At 60.5% G+C, this 22,837-nt stretch carries 21 protein-coding genes and 2 pseudogenes; 14 read left to right on the plus strand and 9 right to left on the minus strand.

Going from position 1 to position 22,837, the window contains the following annotated elements:
- Positions 1 to 44: 44 nt before the first annotated feature.
- Together phaC and BM403_RS11890 are read left to right on the plus strand one after the other, a co-directional pair.
- Entirely contained in the window at positions 45 to 1,727 is a 1,683-nt protein-coding gene (gene phaC / locus BM403_RS11885) for a class II poly(R)-hydroxyalkanoic acid synthase (RefSeq protein WP_012721803.1), read from the plus strand.
- Between the two features lie 27 nt (positions 1,728 to 1,754).
- The gene (locus tag BM403_RS11890; RefSeq protein ID WP_012721802.1) at positions 1,755 to 2,378 is read left to right on the plus strand and encodes a TetR/AcrR family transcriptional regulator; all 624 of its coding nucleotides are present in this window, start codon (positions 1,755 to 1,757) and stop codon (positions 2,376 to 2,378) included.
- 48 nt (positions 2,379 to 2,426) lie between these two features.
- Here BM403_RS11890 and BM403_RS11895 read toward each other — a convergent pair whose 3' ends face one another.
- The 3 genes from BM403_RS11895 to BM403_RS11905 form a co-directional block, all read right to left on the minus strand.
- Positions 2,427 to 3,374 (minus strand): phasin family protein, encoded by a 948-nt coding sequence (locus BM403_RS11895; RefSeq protein ID WP_012721801.1) that lies wholly within the window; start codon positions 3,372 to 3,374, stop codon positions 2,427 to 2,429.
- A gap of 12 nt (positions 3,375 to 3,386) precedes the next feature.
- Entirely contained in the window at positions 3,387 to 3,809 is a 423-nt protein-coding gene (locus BM403_RS11900) for a phasin family protein (RefSeq protein WP_012721800.1), read from the minus strand.
- Between the two features lie 105 nt (positions 3,810 to 3,914).
- A complete protein-coding gene (locus BM403_RS11905) occupies positions 3,915 to 4,190 on the minus strand; it encodes a polyhydroxyalkanoic acid system family protein (protein ID WP_012721799.1) in 276 nt (91 codons plus the stop codon).
- Between the two features lie 144 nt (positions 4,191 to 4,334).
- Between BM403_RS11905 and ubiE the strand changes: the two genes are divergently transcribed.
- From ubiE to BM403_RS11960, 12 genes and pseudogenes are all read left to right on the plus strand, one after another.
- On the plus strand, positions 4,335 to 5,105 hold the full coding sequence (gene ubiE / locus BM403_RS11910) for a bifunctional demethylmenaquinone methyltransferase/2-methoxy-6-polyprenyl-1,4-benzoquinol methylase UbiE (RefSeq protein WP_003171186.1): 771 nt from the start codon (positions 4,335 to 4,337) through the stop codon (positions 5,103 to 5,105).
- Entirely contained in the window at positions 5,105 to 5,728 is a 624-nt protein-coding gene (locus tag BM403_RS11915; protein ID WP_012721798.1) for a ubiquinone biosynthesis accessory factor UbiJ, read from the plus strand. The genes ubiE and BM403_RS11915 overlap by 1 nt, the downstream gene beginning before the upstream one ends.
- The gene (gene ubiB / locus BM403_RS11920) at positions 5,725 to 7,329 is read left to right on the plus strand and encodes a ubiquinone biosynthesis regulatory protein kinase UbiB (protein ID WP_093542897.1); all 1,605 of its coding nucleotides are present in this window, start codon (positions 5,725 to 5,727) and stop codon (positions 7,327 to 7,329) included. The genes BM403_RS11915 and ubiB overlap by 4 nt, the downstream gene beginning before the upstream one ends.
- 41 nt (positions 7,330 to 7,370) lie before the next feature.
- Positions 7,371 to 7,763 (plus strand): phosphoribosyl-AMP cyclohydrolase, encoded by a 393-nt coding sequence (gene hisI / locus BM403_RS11925; protein ID WP_012721796.1) that lies wholly within the window; start codon positions 7,371 to 7,373, stop codon positions 7,761 to 7,763.
- Positions 7,764 to 7,765: 2 nt separating this feature from the next.
- Positions 7,766 to 8,098, plus strand: a complete 333-nt coding sequence (locus BM403_RS11930) for a phosphoribosyl-ATP diphosphatase (RefSeq protein ID WP_003209299.1) — start codon at positions 7,766 to 7,768, stop codon at positions 8,096 to 8,098.
- A gap of 25 nt (positions 8,099 to 8,123) precedes the next feature.
- On the plus strand, positions 8,124 to 8,402 hold the full coding sequence (locus tag BM403_RS11935) for a twin-arginine translocase TatA/TatE family subunit (protein WP_012721795.1): 279 nt from the start codon (positions 8,124 to 8,126) through the stop codon (positions 8,400 to 8,402).
- A 10-nt stretch (positions 8,403 to 8,412) separates the two neighbouring features.
- Positions 8,413 to 8,817, plus strand: coding sequence for a Sec-independent protein translocase protein TatB (tatB, locus tag BM403_RS11940; protein WP_012721794.1), 405 nt, complete (start codon positions 8,413 to 8,415; stop codon positions 8,815 to 8,817).
- Positions 8,814 to 9,605 (plus strand): twin-arginine translocase subunit TatC, encoded by a 792-nt coding sequence (gene tatC, locus BM403_RS11945; protein ID WP_012721793.1) that lies wholly within the window; start codon positions 8,814 to 8,816, stop codon positions 9,603 to 9,605. The genes tatB and tatC overlap by 4 nt, the downstream gene beginning before the upstream one ends.
- Positions 9,602 to 10,309 carry a 16S rRNA (uracil(1498)-N(3))-methyltransferase gene (locus BM403_RS11950; RefSeq protein ID WP_012721792.1) on the plus strand — a complete coding sequence of 236 codons (708 nt, stop codon included), beginning with the start codon at positions 9,602 to 9,604 and terminating at the stop codon, positions 10,307 to 10,309. Before tatC ends, BM403_RS11950 begins: the two co-directional genes overlap by 4 nt.
- 197 nt (positions 10,310 to 10,506) lie before the next feature.
- Positions 10,507 to 11,427 (plus strand): annotated as a pseudogene (locus BM403_RS32495) (methyl-accepting chemotaxis protein); the annotation flags it as partial.
- A gap of 201 nt (positions 11,428 to 11,628) precedes the next feature.
- Complete coding sequence (locus tag BM403_RS32500) at positions 11,629 to 12,333, plus strand: methyl-accepting chemotaxis protein (RefSeq protein WP_371914020.1); 705 nt, start codon at positions 11,629 to 11,631, stop codon at positions 12,331 to 12,333.
- A 171-nt stretch (positions 12,334 to 12,504) separates the two neighbouring features.
- Positions 12,505 to 14,412, plus strand: coding sequence for a HAMP domain-containing methyl-accepting chemotaxis protein (locus BM403_RS11960; RefSeq protein ID WP_093542901.1), 1,908 nt, complete (start codon positions 12,505 to 12,507; stop codon positions 14,410 to 14,412).
- A gap of 193 nt (positions 14,413 to 14,605) precedes the next feature.
- Here the strand turns inward: BM403_RS11960 and BM403_RS11965 are convergent, their stop codons facing one another.
- From BM403_RS11965 to BM403_RS11990, 6 genes and pseudogenes are all read right to left on the minus strand, one after another.
- The gene (locus BM403_RS11965) at positions 14,606 to 15,340 is read right to left on the minus strand and encodes an amino acid ABC transporter ATP-binding protein (protein WP_032890203.1); all 735 of its coding nucleotides are present in this window, start codon (positions 15,338 to 15,340) and stop codon (positions 14,606 to 14,608) included.
- Entirely contained in the window at positions 15,333 to 16,292 is a 960-nt protein-coding gene (locus BM403_RS11970; protein ID WP_012721788.1) for an amino acid ABC transporter permease, read from the minus strand. Before BM403_RS11970 ends, BM403_RS11965 begins: the two co-directional genes overlap by 8 nt.
- Before the next feature lie 37 nt (positions 16,293 to 16,329).
- Positions 16,330 to 17,127: a transporter substrate-binding domain-containing protein gene (locus BM403_RS11975; RefSeq protein ID WP_046034015.1), complete on the minus strand. Its 798-nt coding sequence runs from the start codon at positions 17,125 to 17,127 to the stop codon at positions 16,330 to 16,332.
- 220 nt (positions 17,128 to 17,347) lie between these two features.
- The gene (locus BM403_RS11980; RefSeq protein ID WP_012721786.1) at positions 17,348 to 18,148 is read right to left on the minus strand and encodes a transporter substrate-binding domain-containing protein; all 801 of its coding nucleotides are present in this window, start codon (positions 18,146 to 18,148) and stop codon (positions 17,348 to 17,350) included.
- Between the two features lie 183 nt (positions 18,149 to 18,331).
- Positions 18,332 to 20,904, minus strand: a pseudogene (gene mdoH, locus BM403_RS11985) (glucans biosynthesis glucosyltransferase MdoH); the annotation flags it as partial.
- Positions 20,897 to 22,642, minus strand: a complete 1,746-nt coding sequence (locus BM403_RS11990; RefSeq protein ID WP_093543080.1) for a glucan biosynthesis protein G — start codon at positions 22,640 to 22,642, stop codon at positions 20,897 to 20,899. The gene BM403_RS11990 and the pseudogene mdoH, both read right to left, overlap by 8 nt.
- Positions 22,643 to 22,837 lie beyond the last annotated feature (195 nt).

Below are 22,837 nucleotides of genomic sequence, written 5' to 3' on the forward strand. Positions count from 1 at the left end.
GAATTGGCGTGCCTGTTGATGGCTTGACGAAGGAGTGTTGGCTCATGCGAGAAAGACCCGTGACGAACCCGGCGCCCACCCCTGCCGCGTTCATCAATGCGCAAAATGCAATCACCGGCCTGCGGGGTCGGGATTTGCTGTCGACCCTGCGCAGCGTTGCCGCCCATGGTTTGCGAAACCCGGTGCATACCGCCCGTCACGCCCTGGCGCTGGGCGGTCAACTGGGTCGCGTCCTGCTGGGGGAGACGGTGCATGAACCCAACCCTCACGACAGCCGCTTCATTGACCCGACGTGGAAGCTCAACCCGTTCTACCGACGCAGCCTGCAAGCGTATTTGGCCTGGCAGAAACAGACCCGTCACTGGATCGATGACAGCACGCTGAGTGCCGATGACCGCGCCCGTGCGAACTTTGCTTTCTCGCTGTTCAACGATGCGGTCTCGCCCTCCAATACCCTGCTCAACCCGCTGGCCGTCAAGGAGCTGCTCAACTCCGGCGGCAACAGCGTGGTGCGTGGCGTGAGCAACCTGTTCGACGACCTGCTGCACAACAACGGCCTGCCGCGGCAGGTCAGCAAGCAGGCCTTTGAAGTCGGCAAAACCGTGGCCACCACGCCCGGCTCAGTGGTGTTTCGCAATGAGCTGCTGGAGCTGATCCAGTACAAGCCCATGAGCGAAAAACAGTACGCCAAGCCCTTGCTGATCGTGCCGCCGCAAATCAACAAGTACTACATTTTCGACCTGAGCCCGGCCAACAGTTTTGTGCAATACGCCCTGAAAAACCGCCTGCAGACGTTCATGGTCAGCTGGCGCAACCCGGATGTGCGGCATCGCGAATGGGGTCTCTCCACTTACGTGGCGGCGCTGGAAGAAGCGCTCAACGTCTGCCGTGCCATCACTGGCGCCCGCGAAGTCAACCTGATGGGCGCCTGCGCCGGCGGCCTGACCATTGCCGCCCTGCAAGGCCACCTGCAAGCCAAACGCCAGCTGCGGCGGATCTCCAGCGCCAGCTACCTGGTGAGCCTGCTGGACAGCCAGATCGACAGCCCCGCCACGCTGTTCGCCGATGAGCAAACCCTGGAAGCCGCCAAGCGCCGCTCCTATCAGCAAGGCGTGCTCGACGGCCGCGATATGGCCAAGGTGTTCGCCTGGATGCGCCCCAACGACCTGATCTGGAACTACTGGATCAACAACTACCTGCTGGGCAAGGAACCGCCGGCCTTCGACATCCTGTACTGGAACAACGACAACACGCGCCTGCCTGCCGCGCTGCATGGTGACCTGCTGGACTTCTTCAAGCACAACCCGCTCAGCCACCCCGGTGGGCTGGAGGTGTGCGGTACACCCATCGACCTGCAAAAGGTCACGGTAGACAGCTTCAGCGTGGCCGGGATCAACGACCACATCACGCCATGGGACGCGGTGTATCGCTCTACCCAATTGCTCGGCGGTGAGCGGCGCTTCGTGCTGTCCAACAGCGGGCATATCCAGAGCATTCTCAACCCACCGGGCAACCCCAAGGCCAACTACGTCGAGAACCCCAAGCTGAGCAGCGACCCGCGTGCCTGGTACTACGACGCCAACCACGTCGAAGGCAGTTGGTGGCCGCAGTGGCTGGAGTGGATCCAGCAGCGCTCAGGCGTACAACGCGAAACCCTCACCGCCCTGGGCAACCAGAATTACCCACCGATGGAAGCGGCGCCGGGCACCTATGTGCGGGTGCGCTGAGCTCAACGATCACATTAAGAAGACTGGATGAAGACGCGCGACCGTATCCTTGAATGTGCCCTGCAGTTGTTCAACCAGAAGGGCGAGCCGAACGTGTCGACCATGGAGGTGGCCAATGAAATGGGGATCAGCCCCGGCAATCTCTACTACCACTTCCATGGCAAGGAGCCACTGGTGCTCGGGCTGTTCGAGCGATTCCAGAATGAGCTGGCGCCCTTGCTCGACCCGCCGGCGGATGCCCAACTGGAAGCCGAGGATTACTGGCTGTTCCTGCACCTGATCGTCGAGCGCATGGCCCATTACCGGTTTCTGTTTCAAGACCTGTCGAATCTGGCGGGGCGCCTGCCGAAATTGGCCAAGGGCATTCGCAACCTGCTGACGGCGCTCAAACGTACGCTGGCGTCATTGCTCGCGCGGTTGAAGGCGGCGGGCCAGTTGGTCAGCGGCACCCAGGCGTTGGGGCAGTTGGTGGAGCAGATCACCCTGACCCTGCTGTTTTCCCTGGATTACCAGCGGATCCTCGATCGCGAAGGTGAGGTGCAGGTGGTGGTCTACCAGATCATGATGCTGGTAGCGCCGCACTTGCTGCCACCGGCGCGGCAGGCAACCGAGAAGTTCGCGCTGAAATACCTCGATGACCCCCACACATAAAAAATGCCCGACCTTTGCAGGCCGGGCACTTTTTGTGCCCTGAAAAGATCAGGACTGACTGGATGGCGTCGGGGTTGCCGGCGTTGCAGTCGGGGTCACAGCAGCAGGGGTCGGTGCGGACACCGAGTTGGCTGTGGAAGCGGTTGGCGCGGTAGCAGGCTTGGCCGCAACAGCAGGCTTCGGTGCTGCTGGTTTTTTCGCTACGGCAGGCTTCTTCGCGGCGGCAGGTTTTGCCGCTGGTTTGGCTGCGGCAGGCTTGGCCGCCGGCTTCGCGGCGACGGGCTTGGCTGCAGGTTTCGCAGCGGCCGGTTTGGCAGCGGGTTTTGCAGCGGCGGTTTTGGCCGCAGGCTTGGCGGCAGGTTTTGCTGCTGCCTTGGCTGCGGGTTTAGCGGCAGGCTTGGCAGCCGCTTTAGCCGCTACCGGTTTAGCAGCAGGCTTGGCGGCCGGCTTAGCGGCTGCGGTTTTGGCCGCTGGCTTGGCTGCTGGCTTAGCGGCAGCTTTGGCGGCGGGCTTGGCGGCAGCTTTTGCAGCCGGTTTGGCAGCGGCCGTTTTAGCGGCAGGCTTGGCAGCCGGTTTGGCCGCTGCGGTTTTCGCCGGAGCCACTTTGGCGCCGGTGAGTTTTTCAATTTGCTTGGTCAGGGTATCAACCTTGCTGTGCAACGTTTTCAATTCAGCTTTGCTCGGCACGCCCAGTCGCGAAATGGCACTGTTGAGGCGTTTGTCGAAAGTCTCTTCCAACTTGCCCCACGTGTCAGAAATGCTCGACTTGGCGGAACCGGCAGTTGCCTTGGCGGCTTCAACTTTTTTACCAACCGTGGTTTTGGTCAGTTTCTCGGCCTTCTCGCCGTCCTTGACCAAAGTCTCGAAGTATTTGCCACCGTCACTGCTAACCTTCGAGTACACGCCTAAACCAGCAAGCCAGATCTTACGGGAATATTTTTCAACTTCCCCGACCCACGAGCTGCCTTCTTTCTGAGTAGTCTTTTTAACAGCCATCCCGATGTCTCCTTAGTGTTTACGCGCGACACGTTCGAGCAATGCCGTCAGCTCTTCGAGCTTAGCAGAGAGTGTCTCCACGTCATGTTTAGACGCAATGCCGATTCGATTCAAGGCACTTGCAACACGAGTATCAAAAGCTTTTTCAACTTTATCCAGCTGAACTTCTACCAGACCTTTGACAGAGGAGACATTACTCTTTACTTGGTCAATCTGACTGTTGGCGGCCTCAAGTTGTTCAACTGCAACTTTTTTACCTTTACTTTCAACATGTTGGCCCGACTTAACCAGCTCTTTAAAGTACTCGCTGCCCTCGCTTCCGACCTTGGCGTAGGCACCGAGTCCTGCCAGCCAGATCTTGCGGGCGTAGGATTTAACGTCACTCAGGGTAGTGGTCTGGGCGTCGATTTTTTTCTTCAGGATAACTTTGGCCATGGTGCACCTCACGCAAAATAGGGGGGAGGAACGGCCCACAGGAGTTGAGGGCTTGGGCACAAAGTAGGCTGGAAAATTAGAATCGGCACCCTAAGAACAATCGGATCAAACCAGCGCCTTATCCAGGGCCTTCTCGATTTCGGACTTGATGGTGCCACTCATGGCCGACATCAACAGCCCCAGTTCCACATCAATGCGCAGCGAATCATCGGCGACTAATACCGTGCCTTTAACCCCCGAACGCTTGAGGTTCAAGGTATCGCCGGACCACGAAGGCTCCAGGCCATATTGCTCCTTGAGTTTGAGCGCCAACTTATCGGCCTTTGCCCGTGCGCCTTCTTTACCCAGGGAATGTGCACGCTCAACGGTTATACGGGCCATTGCAATGACTCCTCTTTATAGGGACTTGGATACCTTCGATGCGGCAAAAGGTCTCGGTGACCGCCCATCTTACCTTCAGCCTTGCCAAGACAAAGCAGGCCTTGGGGATTATCATGTCCCGCATTCTCTTTTGGTGACAGCGATATGACTGATCAGCGCAAAGGCAGCGATGCCGAACCCACCACTCACTTCGGCTTCAAGAACGTCCCGGAAAGCCAGAAAGCGGAAAAAGTCGCTGAGGTGTTTCACTCCGTAGCGGCCAAGTACGACCTGATGAACGACGTGCTCTCCGGCGGCATGCACCGCCTGTGGAAGCGCTTCACCATCGAGCTGTCGGGTGTACGCACCGGCAACCGCGTATTGGATATCGCCGGCGGTACGGGCGACCTGGCGGCCAAATTCTCCAAGCTCGTGGGTCCGACCGGCCAAGTGGTATTGGCGGACATCAACGGCTCGATGCTCAAGGTCGGTCGTGACCGCCTGCTCGACAAGGGTGTGGCCGGCAATATCGAATTCGTCCAGGCCGATGCGGAAAAGCTGCCGTTCCCCGACAACCACTTCGATTGCGTGACCATCGCTTTCGGCCTGCGCAACGTGACCCACAAGGAAGACGCGATCCGCTCGATGCTGCGCGTCCTCAAGCCGGGCGGCCGTCTGTTGGTGCTGGAGTTCTCCAAGCCGACCAACGCGCTGATGTCCAAGGTCTACGACACCTACTCCTTCGCCTTCATGCCGTTGATGGGCAAGCTGATCACCAATGACGCCGAGAGCTATCGCTACCTGGCCGAATCGATCCGTATGCACCCCGATCAGGAAACCCTGAAGTCGATGATGGTAGAGGCCGGTTTCGACCGCGTGACCTACCACAACATGACCTCGGGCATCGTGGCCCTGCACCGCGGCATCAAGCCCTGATGCTGCTCAAGGGTCTTCTCGCCAGCGTCGAACACGGCCTCAACCGTGTGCTGCGCCTGGACAGCACCGCCCTGGCGCGGCTTGCGCACTTGAACGGCAAGGTCATCGCCGTCGACTGCAGCAGCCCCGCCTTGCAGCTGTTTATCCTGCCCAGCGATGAAGGCCTGCTGCTCGCGACCCAATGGGCTGCCGAGGCCGATTGCACCCTGCGTGCGCCGGCGTCCAGCCTGTTGCACCTGGCGCTGAGCCGCAACAAAACCGCCATCCTCCACGGCACTGAAGTGCATTTGGAAGGTGACAGCTCGGTGCTGATGGACCTGGCCGCCGTGCTGCAGGACCTGGAGCTGGACTGGGAATACGAGCTGTCGCGCTGGATCGGCCCCGTCGCCACCCAGCTGATCAGCGGGCACCTGCGCAGCCGCTCGCGTTGGTACCAGCAGGGGTTCGCCAGCCTCAACCAGAACCTCGCCGAATACCTGAGCGAAGAATCGCGCACCCTGGTCGGAGAACGGGAAGCGCAAGCGCGCTTTCGTGAACTCGACAAGGCCAAAATCGACCTGGAACGCCTCGAGGCCCGCTTCGAGCGCCTGAGCCGTTCCCTTGATCCAAGCGATAACGCATGAAGCTGCTCGCCGTCCGCCGTTTGTTTCGTATCCAGCGCGTCGTAATCCGCTACCGCCTCGATGACCTGCTGTTCGCCCTGCCGCTGCCGTGGTTCCTGCTCGCTGTACGTTATGTACTGCCGTGGCGCTGGTTCCCGCGCAAACAGCTGGAGCTGAGCCGTGGCGCGCGCCTGCGCCTGGCGTTGCAGGACCTGGGGCCGATCTTCATCAAGTTCGGGCAGATCCTCTCGACCCGCCGCGACCTGCTGCCCGAAGACATCGCCGACGAGCTGATGCTGTTGCAGGACCGCGTGCCGCCGTTCGATTCCCAGCAATCGATGAAGCTCATCGAAGAACAGCTGGGCAAGAAGATCAGCGAGGTGTTCAGCCGCTTCGACGTCGACCCGCTGGCCTCTGCTTCGGTCGCACAAGTGCACGCGGCGCAGCTCAAGACCGGCGAAGAAGTGGTGGTGAAGGTGATCCGCCCCGGCCTCAAGCCGATCATTGGCCAGGACCTGGCGTGGCTGTTCATTCTCGCCCGCGCTGCCGAGCGTTTCTCGGCCGATGCGCGCCTGCTGCACCCGGTGGATGTGGTCGCCGACTACGAAAAAACCATCTACGACGAACTCGACCTGCTGCGCGAAGCCGCGAATGCCAGCCAACTCAAGCGCAACTTCGAAGGCTCGCCACTGCTGTACGTGCCGCAAGTGTATTGGGATTGGTGCCGCCCCAAAGTGCTGGTGATGGAGCGCATCTACGGCGTGCAGGTCACCGACCTCGCGACGCTGGCCGACCAGCGTACCGATATGAAGATGCTCGCCGAGCGTGGCGTGGAGATTTTCTTCACCCAAGTGTTCCGCGACAGTTTCTTCCACGCCGACATGCACCCGGGCAATATCTTCGTCAGCACCGTCAACCCGTGGAGCCCGCAGTACATCGCGATCGACTGCGGCATCGTCGGCAGCCTGACGCCGGAAGACCAGGACTACCTGGCCCGCAACCTGTTCGCCTTCTTCAAGCGCGACTACCGGCGCGTGGCGCAATTGCACATCGATTCGGGCTGGGTGCCGGCTGAGACCAAGCTCAACGAATTCGAAGCGGCGATCCGTACCGTGTGCGAGCCGATCTTTGAAAAACCGTTAAAAGATATTTCCTTCGGCCAGGTCTTGATGCGCCTGTTCCAGACCGCGCGGCGCTTCAATATGGAAGTGCAGCCACAGTTGGTGCTGTTGCAGAAAACCCTGCTCAACATCGAAGGCCTTGGCCGCCAGCTGTACCCGGACCTCGACCTGTGGAATACCGCCCAGCCGTTCCTCGAACGCTGGATGCGCGAGCGGATGAGCCCGAAAACCATGCTGGGCAACCTGCACAGCCAGATGGAACAACTGCCGCACTTGGCCAACATGACCCGCGACCTGTTGGAGCGCATGTCCCAGCCCCACGCCAAGGACCCGGCGCCGCCCTGGAAGAAGCGCAAGGACGACTGGTTCCTGCGCCTGCTGGGCGCTGCGCACCTGGTCGGCGGGGTGATGCTGGCCATCGGTGGTCCGCTGAACCAACTGGGCCACTGGCCGGCTGGCATCATGGTCGCCGTGGGTGTTTATCTGATCGTGCGTCGATAGCCAATCCGGTTATACACTGTCGCAAATTGCCGGAGCCGAACATGAAAGACTGGCTGGACGAGATCAAGTGGGACAGTGACGGCCTGGTGCCGGCCATTGCCCAGGACTACAAGACCGGGCGCGTGCTGATGATGGCCTGGATGAACCGCGAGGCCCTGAGCCTCACTGCCACTGAGCAGCGCGCCATCTACTGGTCACGCTCGCGTGGCAAACTGTGGCGCAAGGGCGAAGAGTCCGGGCACGTGCAAACCCTGCACGAGATGCGCATCGACTGCGACGCCGACGTGGTGATCCTCAAGGTCGAGCAGATCGGCGACATCGCCTGCCACACCGGCCGTCACAGCTGCTTCTATCGCGTGTTCGAGAACGGCGAATGGAAAGTCGTGGAGCCGGTGCTCAAAGACCCGCACGCCATCTACTCGGCAGGACACTGAACATGAGCGATACCCTGAACCGTGTGGCCCAGGTGCTGGAAGACCGCAAAGGCGCGGACGCCGACAGCTCCTACGTCGCCAGCCTGTACCACAAGGGCTTGAACAAGATCCTGGAAAAACTCGGCGAAGAATCCGTCGAGACGATCATCGCCGCCAAGGACGCGCAAATCAGCGGCGACTGCAGCGATGTGATCTACGAAACCGCCGACTTGTGGTTCCACAGCCTGGTCATGCTCGCCCAACTGGGGCAGCATCCACAGGCAGTGCTGGATGAACTGGACCGTCGCTTCGGCTTGTCCGGGCATGCCGAAAAGGCTTCGCGCCCGTCCGCTTGAATAACGTTGACTGAGGAATTGCAGCATGGGCATTTTTGACTGGAAACACTGGATCGTCATTCTGGTGGTCGTGGTACTGGTATTCGGCACCAAGAAACTCAAGAACCTCGGCACCGACGTCGGCGAGTCGATCAAGGGCTTCCGTAAAGCCATGAACGACGACGAAAAACCGGCCGACCCGGTGGTCAATCCCGTACCGCCGGCCCAGCCTGTGCACCCGCAGGCCACCCAGCCGATCACCGAGCGTCGTACCTTCGACGTGCAGGCTGAAAAAGTCGAAGAGCCGACCCGCAAAGACTCGTGAGCACTGACTAATGTTTGGTATCAGCTTCTCTGAACTGCTGCTCGTCGGCCTGGTAGCCCTGCTGGTACTGGGGCCGGAACGCCTGCCCGGTGCGGCACGCACGGCCGGCCTGTGGATCGGGCGCCTGAAACGCAGTTTCAACGCCATCAAACAGGAAGTTGAAAGGGAAATCGGCGCCGACGAAATCCGCCGGCAACTGCACAACGAACATATTCTGTCGTTGGAGCAGGAAGCCCGGAAGATTCTGTCACCCGTGCAGGAACCCGCCAAACCGGTGGAGCCGGTGGCTGACAACACCATCGCGCCAACCGTTGAGGCCGCTCCCGTGCAGCCCACCGCGCCAACCGAGCCTGCGCCGACGCCTGCCGCGTCGCCCGCGCCCCATGACCCCACATTGCCGCCGCGAGCCCCATGAGCGCTGATAAACCGGAAAACGACCAGCATATGCCGCTGGTCTCGCACCTCACCGAGCTGCGTACCCGCCTGCTGCGTTGCGTAGCGGCCATCTTCATCATCTTTGCCGGGTTATTCGCCTTTACCCAGCAGATCTACACCTTCGTCTCCACGCCGCTGCGCCAGTACCTGCCGGCCGGCGCGACGATGATCGCCACCGATGTGTCATCACCGTTCCTGACGCCGTTGAAGCTGACCATGATGGTCTCGCTGTTCCTGGCGATCCCGGTGATCCTGCATCAGATCTGGGGCTTTATCGCGCCGGGCCTGTACAAGCATGAGAAGCGCATCGCGGTGCCGTTGCTGGTGTCGAGCATCCTGCTGTTCTACACCGGCATGGCGTTCGCCTACTTCCTGGTGTTCCCGTTGATCTTCAAATTTTTCGCCGCCGCCACCCCGGCCGGCGTGGAAATGATGACCGACATCACCAGCTACCTCGACTTCGTGATGACGCTGTTCTTCGCCTTTGGCGTGGCCTTCGAAATCCCGGTGGCCGTGGTGTTGCTGGTGTGGATCGGCGTGGTCAACGTGCAATACCTGAAGAAGATCCGCCCCTACGTGATCATCGGCTGCTTCGTGGTCGGTATGATCCTCACCCCGCCGGATATTTTCTCCCAGACCCTGCTGGCCGTGCCGATGTGGATGCTGTTCGAGATTGGCATCCTGTTCAGCAGCTTGATCACCAAGCGCGGCGAACACCCGGATGACCAAACCGCCGACGACGACCAGCCGCCAGCGACCCAGCCGTGAACCTGCTGCTGCTGGAAGAGGCCGACTTTATCGCGGCCGACCGTGTTGTGCTGCGTGATCGGCGCCTGGTGCACATGCAGGAAGTCCACCGCGCCGTCGTAGGCGACAGCCTGCGTGTCGGGCGCATCGGCGGGTTGATGGGCAATGCACAACTGGTGCGCCTGGAAGCCCGCGAAGCCGAACTGCAAGTGAGCTTCGACCAACCTCCACCGGCCAAACTGCCGCTGACGCTGCTGCTGGCCCTGCCGCGCCCGAAAATGCTGCGCCGGGTGCTGCAGACCGTGGCCGCCATGGGCGTGCCCAAGGTGGTGCTGGTCAACAGCTACCGGGTCGAGAAGAGCTTCTGGCAGACCCCGTTCCTGGAGCCCGAGGCGATTCGCGAGCAATTGATCCTCGGCTTGGAACAGGCCCGAGACACGGTGTTACCCGAGATTGTTATCGAAAAGCGCTTCAAGCCCTTCGTCGAAGACCGCCTGCCGGCCATGACCGAAGGCACCCTGGGCCTGATCGGTCACCCAGGCGATTACCCGGCGTGCCCACGTGGGCTGGATGAGCCGGTGACCCTGGCGATCGGGCCTGAGGGTGGCTGGATTCCCTACGAAGTGGACCTGCTGACCCAAGCAGGGCTGCAGCCGGTGCAACTCGGTGCACGCATCCTACGGGTCGAAACGGCCGTCACCGCCCTGCTCGCCCGGCTCTTCTAACCACAAACCTGGCAAACGACGCAGCTCCCCTGTGTCACTACAGATTCCTGCGTATCTGCCGATAACCCGTGAATAAGTCCAAGCCTTGTTCCACGGGAGTTTGCAGTATGTATCGTTGGTTAGCCGAAAAGCTGGGGAATGTCAGCGTCAAAACCAAACTTGGCGTGGGCTTCGGCCTGGTATTACTGCTGACGCTAATGATCACCTTCACCGGCTGGACCGGGCTTTCAGGCGTGATCAGTCGCGGGGACAAACTGGGTTATATCGCCAGCCTCAACGACCTGAGCAAGGACCTGCGCATTGCGCGCCTGGACTTCGAAATGCGCCGTGGCGAACAGGGGCCGGCAGCCGTCAATGAGCTGCTTGGCAAGCTGGAAGGTGGCCTGAAAACCGCGCGCACGCTAATCGAGCAGCCCGCCGATATTGCTCTGATCGATGATCAACTGGCAGGGGTCGACCAGTACAAGCGGGCATTTGATGCCATGGTCCAGGCCGGAGCCAATCGCGAAAACGCCCGTAGCAAATTGGGCGATACCGCTGACAACGCGGTACTCAAGGTAAACGAAGTCGAAAAATCCCTGCTGCAAGGTGACAACGTCAGCCAGTTCAACAGCGTTGTTGATGTGAGCAAATTGATCCAGCAAGCGCGCTTTCAGGTGCGCGGCTATACCTACAGCGGCAAGGTCGAAGCAGAGCAGCCCGCGCTGGACGCCATCGACAATGCCCTGAAAAAAATCGCCAGCCTCACGGGCCAAATCCCTGAACAATATTCGACCAACCTGCAACAGGCCAGCGTGTCACTGCAAGCCTATCGCGCAGCGGTCAGCCAATACCGCGACTCTCAGGTTGCCAGCGCTGCAGCGCTGAAAATCATGGGCGTGCAGGGCGACATATTGCTGGACCGCAGTAACAAGCTGACCACCTCGCAAACGGTGGTGCGTGACGCCGATGCCGCAAACGCCAAGCAGCTGTTGCTGTTGGCCACCGTACTGGCGCTGATCTTCGGCCTCGTCGCCGCCTGGGCCATCACCCGCCAGATCATCATCCCGCTCAACCAGACACTCCAGGTGGCCGAACGCGTGGCCTCGGGTGACCTGAGCCACAACCTGACCTCTCTACGCCAGGACGAACTGGGTCAACTGCAACGCGCCATGCAAAGCATGACCGTCGGCCTGCGTGAGCTGATCGGTGGCATCAGCGACGGCGTCACCCAAATCGCCAGCGCCGCTGAACAGCTGTCCGCCGTGACCGAGCAAACCAGCGCCGGGGTCAACAGCCAGAAAGTCGAGACCGACCAGGTCGCCACCGCCATGAACGAAATGGCCGCCACCGTGCAAGAAGTGGCGCGCAACGCCGAGGAAGCCTCCGAAGCTGCCGTGGCCGCTGACCAGCAGGCCCGTGAAGGCGACAAAGTGGTCGGCGAAGCCATCGCCCAGATCGAACGCTTGGCCACCGAAGTGGGCAACTCCACGGCGGCCATGGGCGACCTGAAGCGCGAAAGCGACAAAATCGGCAGCGTGCTCGACGTGATCAAGTCCGTGGCCCAGCAAACCAACCTGCTGGCCCTCAACGCCGCGATTGAAGCCGCACGTGCCGGCGAAGCCGGGCGAGGTTTCGCCGTGGTGGCGGACGAGGTACGCAGCCTGGCCCAGCGCACACAGAAGTCCACCGAAGAGATCGAAGAGCTGATCGTCGGCCTGCAAAACGGCACCCAACAGGTCGCAAGCATCATGGACAACAGCCGTGGCCTGACCGACAGCAGCGTCGAGCTGACCCGCCGTGCCGGTAGCGCCCTGGCGAACATCACCCGTACGGTCTCGACCATCCAGGCGATGAATTCGCAGATCGCCACGGCGGCCGAGCAGCAAAGCGCGGTGGCCGAGGAGATCAACCGCAGTGTGTTGAACGTGCGCGATGTGTCGGAACAAACCTCTTCGGCCAGCGAAGAAACCGCAGCCTCCAGCGCTGAGCTGGCGCGCCTGGGTATCTACCTGCAAACCCTGGTAGGCCGCTTCAAGGTTTGATCCCCGCGTGGCGGCCATCAGGGTCGCCACCGACAATTTGTGAAATTTCCTACACGCTTTTCAGGTCGTGAACCGACTTGTATGGCGGCGAAAAAAGTAGCGTTTCAACTTCCCCTGACCCGCGTCAGCCGGAATCTCGAAACGCTATCTTTGATTCGTTGGAGGTTCACTATGTTTAGTCCACTGACCCGCCTGCTGGAAAACACCAGCATCGCCCTGAAACTTGCCCTGGGCTTTGGCCTGGTGCTGGCCCTCAGCCTGATCATCGCGTCAACCGGCTGGCAAGCCTTGAACAAATCGGTCGATCGCTCACAGAAACTGACAATCCTCTCGCAACTCGCGATTGTCGGCGAAGAGTTGCGCGCTGATCGCATCCTTTACCGGACCCTCAGCAACCCGGAGAGCCTGGCAAGGATCAGCTCGCACATGGAGAAGATCGACCGCATCCTGACTGAGCTTTCACCACGCTTTACCGACCCGCTCAACCAACGCCAACTGCAGAACAGCCGGGACTTTGCGGCGAGCTTCAAAGCCGCCCTGAATGGCCTGGACAGCTTGATCAAACACCGTGAAAACACCCGTGCACAGCTCAAGCGCAGCGCCGCAGAGACCAGCGACGCGCTTGCCGAACTCACCAGCGATCTGCCCAGCCAAGATGATGAAAACGCCCTGGAGGCCATCGAACAACTGCGCCACGCCTTGGAACAAGCCGAAGATCGTGCCCAGGCCCAGGCTTGGGCCGCCGCCTCTTTGGAGGCCTATGTCGACAGTGTCGATACTGCGATCCAAACCTTGGACCGCACCCAGAAAGCAGTCACTGCATTGCCCGTCAACGGCGCCGCACTGGAAAAGGTCCTGCTCAACTATCGGACTCATCTGACCGACCTCAAGGAGGCCCAACTCAGTACTGAAGCCCGGCAGTTCCAACTCGAACAGCAACTGGATCAGTTGCTCAAGGAAAGCGACCAGTTAAGCGAAGACCAGAGCACCAAGCGAAACAACGAAGCGAGCCTGGCGCGTACCCTGCTGCTGAATGTCACCGTCGCCGCACTGCTACTGGGCAGCCTGGCCGCCTGGTTGATCGCGGGCCAGATCGTCGTACCGCTGCGCCAAGTATTGCTGACGGCTAATCGGATCGCCGAGGGCGATCTGAGCACCACCACCAGCACCTCTCGCCGGGATGAATTAGGCCAGTTACAGCACAGTATCGGGCAAATGACGCATAACCTGCGCGGCCTGATCAGCGGTATTGGCGACAGCGCCCGACAAATCGCCAGTGCCGCCACACAGCTGTCCACTGTCTCCGAGCAGACCCGCGCCGGGCTCAGCAACCAAAAGGACGAAACCGATCAGGTGGCCACCGCCATGAACGAAATGCTCGCCACCGCCCAGGAAGTCGCCCGGCACGCCGAGCAGGCGTCTATCGCGGCCAATGAAGCGGACCAACAGGCCTGCGCCGGTGACAAGGTGGTTGCACAAGCCATTGAGGAGATCGGCCATCTGGCCAGTGAAATGGCCCTGTCCAGCCGCGCCATGCTGGCACTGCAGCAGGAGAGCCAAAAAATCGGCAGTGTGCTGGACGTGATCAAGTCCGTGTCCCAGCAAACCAACCTGTTGGCGCTGAACGCGGCCATCGAGGCCGCACGCGCGGGCAATGCCGGTGAAGGGTTTGCGGTGGTAGCCGATGAAGTACGCAGCCTGGCGCAACGCACACAGGAATCGGCCGAAGAAATCGAAAGGCTGATCAGCGGCCTGCACGCCGGTACACAACAGGTGGCCGACATCATGGACAGCAGCCGCCACCTGACCGACCACAGCGTCGGCCTGACCCGCGACGCCGGCGACGCACTGGGGGCGATTGCCCGGACGGTATCGATCATCCAGGAAATGAACCAGCAGATTGCCGCCGCCGCCGAACAACAGAGCGCCGTGGCCGAGGAGATCAATCGCAGTGTGTTGAAAGTACGGGATGTTTCCGAACAAACCGCAGCCGCCAGCGAGGAAACGGCGGCGGCGAGCGTTCAGTTGACAAGATTGAGCCTTGACCTGCAGACACTGGTCGGCAAATTCAGGCTCTGAGACTCACCACATGTGTGGCGACTGGCTTGTTGTGGCGAGCGAGCTTGCTCGCGCTGGGCTGCGAAGCGGCCCTAAAAACCTGCCACTGCGATTTGGCTTAAAAACGCGGATGGGTTTATGGGGGCCGCTACGCGGCCCAGCGCGAGCAAGCTCGCTCACTACAGGTCAACTTTTAGCGCTCTGGAAGTGTTGACTACAGGACCTGGCGCAGGAACGCCTGGGCGCGAGGGTCTTTCGGTGAGTCGAAGAACTCGGCGGGGGCCGCATCTTCCAGCAACTTGCCATGATCGAAGAACAGCACGCGGTCCGCCACTTCACGGGCAAAGCCCATTTCGTGGGTCACACAGACCATGGTCATGCCCTCCAAGGCGAGCGTCTTCATCACGTCCAGCACTTCGCCGACCATTTCCGGGTCGAGGGCCGAGGTGGGCTCATCAAACAGCATCACCTTGGGCTCCATGGCCAACGCCCGGGCAATCGCGACCCGTTGCTGTTGGCCACCGGACAAGCGTGAGGGGAACTCATTGGCCTTCTGTGCAATGCCGACCTTCTCCAGCAGCGCCAGGGCCTTGGCCTCACGCTCCTGCTTGCCGCGCTTGCGCACGACTTTCTGCGCCAGGCACAGGTTTTCCAGCACGGTCATGTGCGGAAACAGGTTGAAGTGCTGGAACACCATGCCGACTTCGCGGCGGTAGGCGTTCACGTCGGTCTTCGGGTCGGCCAGTTGCAAGCCGTCGATGCTCACCGAGCCGGAGTCGAACTCCTCCAGGCCGTTGAGGCAACGCAGGAACGTGGACTTGCCGGAGCCGGACGGGCCGATCACCACCAGCACTTCGCCCTTGGCCACCTGGGTGGTCACATGGTCCACCGCACGGACCACATGGCCACGGGTGTCGAAAACTTTTACCAGATCGCGAACTTCAATCACTTTGCGCGAGCCTCCGCTCAAGCCGGCTGGCCATTTTCGACAGCGGCAGGTTGATCAGCAGGTACAGGCCTGCCACGCAGAACAGGATTTCAAACGGCGAAAATGAAGTGGTGATCACTTCACGGCCACTCTTGAGCAATTCGGTAATCGCGATCACCGACACCAGGGACGTGTCCTTGACCAGGCTGATAAATTGCCCGGCCAGCGGTGGCAGCACGCGCTTGAACGCCTGCGGCAGTACCACATGGCGCATCGACTGGCTGGCACTCAGGCCCAGGGAGCGCGCGGCTTCGTTCTGGCCACGGGTGATGGACTGCACACCGGCGCGGACGATTTCAGCCACATAGGCACCGGTAAACAGCGACAGCGCCGCAATCCCGGCGAATTCCCGGGACAGGTTGAGCACCGTGCCAATAAAGAAATAGAAGATGAAGATCTGCACCAATAGCGGCGTACCGCGCACCAGCTCGACGTAGATCGTCGACAGATCACGCAAGGTCGGGTTGCTGGACAAGCGGCACAAGCCGGTCGCCAGACCAATCGCCAGGCCGAGGATTCCGGACACCACCGATAACCATAGCGTGGTCCACAAACCCCACATCAATGGCCCCAACGCCCAATGCCGGGTCACGCCCACCACATCGCCTTCGGCGACATCGTCACCGCGCGCCACTTGCAGGCTGTTGTCGGCAACAGTCAGCTTTTGCTCGGTGCCGGCGTCGTTGCGCAAGGTCACTTCGGCGACGTCGCCTTTGCGGACCAACTCGACAACCGTGGAGATGTCAGCGGCGCGTTGGGACTCTTCAGCCTGGTAGGCGAAGTACTGCGGTACGCGGTTCCAGCGCCATTCGTAGGACATCAGCGAGGTGGCGTAGTACAGCGCACCGGCCAGGCCAACCAGCACAACCACAGTCAGCAGGTGCCAGGGCCATTGGGCTTTTTTCTGTTTCATTTACTCAGTATCCAAAAGAGTCGGGCGCGCGCCAGCCTTATTCCATGTCCTTGAGCCACTCGGAGCTCTTGAACCACTTGTCATGGATGCGATCGTAGGTGCCGTCGTTGCGGATCTGGTGCAGGAAGTTGTTGATGAAGTTGATGCTGTCGTAGTCGCCTTTCTTCAGGCCAAACGCCAGGGGTTCGAAGGTGAAGGGTTCTTCCAGGAACACCAGCTTGCCATTGCCGACTTTTTTCTCGGCAACCACGTTGTACGGCGCGTCATACACAAAGGCATCGGCCTTGCCGTTGACCACGTCCAGCACGCCTTCCTGTTCGTTGTCGTAACCGTGGTACTTGGCTTTGGAGATCAGCTTTTTGGCGACCATCTCACCGGTGGTGCCCAGCTTGGAGGTCAGGCGGTATTTCTCGTCGTTCAAGTCTTTGTAGGACTTGATGGTGCCTTCCAGTTCCTTGCGGATCAGCAGGGTCTGGCCGACCACAATGAAGGGTTCGCTGAAGTTCAGGCGCAGGTTGCGTTCCTGAGTCAGGGTCATGCCGCTGCCGATCATGTCGAACTTGCCGGTCAGGAAGGCGGGGATAATGCCGTCGTAGCCGGTGGATACCAGCTCCAGCTTGACCCCCATGGACTTGGCCATGGCCTTGAGGATGTCGACTTCGAAGCCGATGATTTCACCGCGCTTGTCTGTCATTTCGAACGGCATGTAGGTCGGGTCCATGCCGACTTTCAGCGTGCCGCGCTTGACCGCATCATCGATCGCACCCGCCTGGGCCGCAGTGGCCGCGACCAGTGCGGTGACGCCGAGCAGCAGCATCGAAAGATACTTTTTCATCATCAAGTCCCCTGAACGATTCTTGTAAGGTCGGCGCGCAAAAGGGCTGCACCATTTCGGGGTGCGATCCTAACCCACTCGTTGCTCGTCACAAAGGTTTCACGGCTATTTGTTATCGGCATATGTCGGAAAAGCCCCACATCGGTGCGGCAAAGCTCAGGGGCAGACACTTACGCAGAGGAGTACCGGCAACCGGTTGATGTGTAAGCAGTTATGACTTTCAGTCGATTTCCACCCACCAATCGGTGTCTTTAAACCACTTGTCGTGCAGGCGATCGTAGGTCCCATCCTGGGCCACTTGATTAAGAAAATGGTTGATCCAGTTGAGGCTGTCGAAATCGCCCTTTTTCAAGCCGAACGCCAAGGGTTCGAAGGTAAAGGGTTGCTCAAGTGCCAGCAGCGTGCTGTTTTCCGGGCGGCTCAGGGCGATCAGGTTGTAGGGTGCGTCATGAATAAAAGCATCGGCCGCTCCCGCCAACACCTGGCGTACCCCTTCTTCCGGAGTGGCAAAACTGCTGATGCGGGCCGCCCCCAAAAACCGTCGGGCTGCCGCCTCACCCGTGGTGCCTTCGGTGGTGGCGATCCGGTAACTGGCGTCATCCAGGTCCTCGACACTGCTGACCTTGCCCAGAAGCCTTGGGTGCAACACCACCGACTGGCCGACCACGATGAACGAGTCGCTGAAGTTGAGCTTGAGGTTGCGTTCCTGGGTGACGGTCATGCCGCTGCCGATCAGGTCGAATTTCTTTGCCTGCAACCCCGCCACCAGCTCGGTGTAGGGCACAGTGACCAATTCAAGCTCGACCCCCAAGGCTTGGCTCATGACCTTGAGCAGGTCGATTTCAAAGCCGACGATGCGTCCCTGTTTATCGGTCATTTCGAAGGGCACGTAGGTGGGCGTGGTGCCGACCTTGAGCGCGCCGCGTCGAACGGCGTCGTCAATCGCGCCAGCCTGTGCCAGGCCCATGTGAATCCATGCGACAGCGCTGATCAGCAGCGCAGAACAATAGCCTTTGCTCATGAAGACCCCAGTAGCCGGTTAAATTCGGGGCGATGCTAACTCAGCCACGGGCACGGCAATACGCCTCGAACAAGGGTCTTTTGTTTCGAAATAACAAGAGGTTAAGCCGAGAGGGAAAGTAACGAAAAACGCTGTAGGACCAGCGTTCGGAACACCCCCGAGGAGAACCCTCGGGGGCGTCTGAATCAGGCCGGTTGGGCCTGGGACGACAGCGGTTGCAGCGGCAGCAACGGCGCGTGCGGGTCAGCCTTGATCGATTCCCGCCAGGCGGCGAGCCACTCGGCATGGCCTTCGCTCCAGACCTGCTCGTGCAGGCGAGCCAGGGCTACCGGGTCACTGAGCAAGGCCAGGCGTTCACCGTTGTTGAGGCCGGCAGGACCGACTTTCAACGCGTGACGCACACGTTCGGCACGCAGGTACTCGATCGGCTCGGCCTGCGCGTGACGCGAGGTCGCCAGGGCACAGGCCAGGGCGTTCTGCTGCGGGTCGACCACCGAGCGCACAAAGCCGTCATTCAGCGCATGCCAACGGTTTTCGTGGGTGTACTTGTCGGTGGACAGCAGCGCTTGCGGCGGATTGTATTCCTCAGGGATCAGGAACAGGCTCTCGTCGCGGGACTTGAGGCCCAGCCCGACACGGCTGGAAATCACCGACACCGGGATCGACAGCATCAGCGACCCCACGATCGGCACCAGCCACCACAGGAAGCTTGGGTTCAACCACACCACCAGCAACGCCCAAAAGAAGCCGAGCAAGGTCTGGGTGCCATGGCGCTTGATCGCTTCACCCCATGGGGTGGAGTCATCGTCACGCTGCGGCGAGTTCCAGGTCGCGGCCCAGCCGAGGAACGCGGCGAGTACGAAACGGGTGTGGAAGATCATCCGTACCGGTGCCAGCAGCATGGAGAACAGCATCTCCAGCAGCATCGACAAGGTCACCTTGAACTTGCCGCCGAACTCTTTCGCGCCTTTGGCCCAGATCAGGATGATGCTCAGCAGCTTCGGCAGGAACAACAGCACGATGGTGGTGGAGAACAGCGCCACCGCTTTGTCCGGATGCCATTGCGGCCACAGTGGGTAAAGCTGGCGTGGCGCCATGAAGTACTGCGGCTCCATCAGGGTGTTCACTGCCAGCAGGGCCGTGGACAGCACCAGGAACAGGAACCACAACGGTGCCGACAGGTAGGACATCACACCGGTCAGGAACACCGCGCGGTGCACCGGGTGCATACCCTTGACCAGGAACAGGCGGAAGTTCATCAGGTTACCGTGGCACCAGCGACGGTCACGCTTGAGTTCGTCCAGCAGGTTCGGCGGCAGTTCTTCGTAGCTGCCCGGCAGGTCGTAGGCAATCCACACGCCCCAGCCGGCACGACGCATCAGCGCAGCTTCAACAAAGTCGTGGGACAGAATGGAACCGGCGAACGCGCCTTTGCCCGGCAATGGCGCCAGGGCGCAATGCTCGATAAACGGCTTCATGCGGATAATCGCGTTGTGACCCCAGTAGTGGGATTCACCCAACTGCCAGAAGTGCAGGCCGGCGGTAAACAGCGGGCCGTAGACGCGGGTCGCGAACTGCTGCATGCGTGCATACAGGGTGTCCATGCCCGACGCACGCGGCGCGGTCTGGATAATCCCGGCGTCCGGCGTGGCTTCCATCAGGCGCACCAGGCTGGTCAGGCATTCGCCGCTCATGACGCTGTCGGCGTCGAGCACGACCATGTATTTGTAGTCACCGCCCCAACGACGGCAGAAGTCGTCGAGGTTGCCGCTCTTGCGCTTTACGCGACGGCGACGGCGGCGATAGAAGATCTTGCCGAAACCACCCGCTTCACGGCACACGTCGAGCCAGGCTTGCTGTTCGGCGATGCAGATGTCGGCGTCATTACTGTCGCTGAGCACGAAGAAGTCGAAGCGGTCGAGGTCACCGGTGGCGGCGACCGACTCGAACGTCGCGCGCAGACCCGCGAATACACGCGGCACGTCTTCGTTGCAGATCGGCATCACCAACGCGGTGCGGGCGTCTTTCGGAATCGGCTCGTCGCCGGCACTCTTACCGGAGATCCGGTATTTATCGTGGCCGGTGAGCAGCTCCAGAAAGCCCATCAACGCGGTCCAGAAACCCGCCGAGACCCAGCAGAACAAAATCCCGAACATGATCAGGATGCTGGTTTGCAGGGCGTAAGGCAGTACCTGGGTAGCGGTTTGCAACAAGGTCTGGTTGCGGATTTCGTCGAAGTCGACCAGCGACCAGCCCTGGTACGGCATGATGCCTTTCATGTACCAGCCGGCGACGATGGTCTGGCCGAGCATCAGCACCAGCAGAATGTAACGGCGGATCGAACCCACGGTGCGCCAGCGGGCGGCCGGCAATACGCGCTCATCCTTCGGCGGGGCCGGCGGGTTGCTGCGGCCGGTGAGACGACGCCAGCCGCGCACCAGGATATTGGTACGCCACGGCTCCGGCACCACACGGGTACGACGAATCGGCGGCGTGGCCTTGAGGCACACACGGCCGCTGGCATCCAGCACCAGCATTTCGGCGTCTTGCAGCTCTTCGGCCGTGTTGAGGGTCAAACGGCGGCCTACCGACGCCTGGGCGGCGTCGGTGGGCGCGTCGAACGTCGACGACGACAAACGCTCGTGCAACTCGGTGAAGGATGTGCAGCCCGCCAGTTCGGCGCGCTGCTCAGCGGTCATCGGTAGATGCGCCAGGTACTCGGACAGAGTCTCAGGCGTTACTTGAGAATTACTCATCGGCAGGCAACTGATAGCTCCAGGTTTCGGTCAGGACTTGTTCGGTCTTGATCGGCTCCGGCGTGGCTGGGGCAGCTTCTGGCTGCTTGGCTTCCTTGTCTTTCGCGTCTTTCGCGTCTTTCTTGGCCTGTTTCTCGTGTTGCTTGGCCAGGACCTTGTCAGCCTTGAGCACGTGGCTCGAGTCCTGCTCAGGGGCCGGCGGTGCAACATCCTGCACCAGCGCCGCGCGCATTTCGGTCGGCTTGCCTGCGTCCTTGATCTTCATGCGCAGGGTCAAGCGCCAGCCTTTGGTGTGCTCGTTGTAGCGCACGCTGTTTTCAACCAGCTCGGCGTTGTCGCTGACACTGACCTGGCTGCGCACCGGGGCATCCGCCGGCAGCGCCTTGAGGGACGGGCCCTCGAAGTCGACCAGGTAGGCCACGCTGCCGTCAGGCTGGCGGATCAAGTTGGATTGCTTCACGTCACCGGTGGAGCGCAGGGTCTGCTTGACCCAGGCGCTGTCGGCCGGGTGCAAGGCTTTCTCGTCCATGGTCCAGTGCAGGCGGTAGGAAACGTCCAGCGGCTGGCCCACTTCCGGCAGTTTTTCCGGGCTCCAGAAGGCAACGATGTTGTCGTTGGTTTCATCGGCGGTCGGAATCTCTACCAGGTTGACGGTGCCTTTGCCCCAGTCGCCCTCAGGCTCGATCCAGGCGCTTGGGCGCTTGTCGTAGTTGTCGTCGAGGTCTTCGTAGTGGCTGAAGTCGCGGCCGCGTTGCAGCAGGCCGAAACCTTTCGGGTTCTCTACGGTGAAGTTGCTGACCGACAGGTGTTTAGGGTTGTTCAGCGGACGCCAGATCCACTCGCCATTGCCGGCATGGATCGACAGGCCGCTGGAATCGTGCAGCTCGCGACGGTAGTTCAGCACTTTGGACGGCTGGTTCGCACCGAACAGGTACATGCTGGTCAACGGGGCTACGCCCAGTTTGGTGACCTTGTCGCGCAGGAACATCTGGGATTTCACATCGACAATGGTGTCGGTGCCCGGACGCAGGATCAGGCGATAAGCGCCGGTAGCGCGTGGCGAGTCCAACAGGGCAAAGATCACCAGTTGTTTCTCACCCGGCTTTGGACGTTCGATCCAGAACTCGGTGAAGCGAGGGAATTCTTCGCCGGACGGCAAGGCAGTATCGATCGCCATGCCACGGGCGGACAGGCCATACGACTGACCCTTGCCGACCACGCGGAAGTAGCTCGCGCCGAGCATGGTCATGATTTCGTCTTGCTTGTCGGCCTTGTTGATCGGGTACAGCACACGGAAGCCGGCATAACCCAGCTGTTCGGTGGCTTTAGGATCAAACTTCACGTCGCCGAAATCGAAACGCGTCGGGTCGTACTTGATTTCCTGGACGCTGTCGGCGGTGACTTCATTGATTTTCACCGGTGTATCGAAGTGCATACCCTGGTGATAGAAGGACAGCTTGAACGGGGTGTTCTGATCGGCCCACTCGGCTTTTTCGTTGCGGAAACGAATCTTCTGGTAGTCCGCGAATTTCATTTCGCGGAATTCGTTCGGCAGATTGCTACGCGGAGCTTCGTATTTCTGCCCGGCCAGCTCTTTTGCCTTGGCCGACACATCATCCAGACTGAATGCCCACAGTTGACCCGCGCCGAACAGGCAAAACAGGGCAGAGCCCGTCACCAGTGCGTTTCGTAACCGTTTGGCTGACAATTTTGGTGCATTACAGGGACTAACAATCACGAGCAACCCTCGCCGAAAACAGATCAAAAAACCAACGGCCAGCTATCTATATGCCAGGTTGGCGAGCATTGTTCCGACTCCCCTTGGGCAAAATGATTCCCCATCGGTTGTCGGACAAGTCTCTACCTAAGTCAAAAATGGACCAAACAACGCTGATCCCCGTAGCGCGCGATTATCTAGTAGCCCGCGAAACAA

Source organism: Pseudomonas sp. OV546 (assembly GCF_900116845.1).
In the GTDB taxonomy this organism is placed as follows: Bacteria; Pseudomonadota; Gammaproteobacteria; order Pseudomonadales; family Pseudomonadaceae; genus Aquipseudomonas; species Aquipseudomonas petroselini.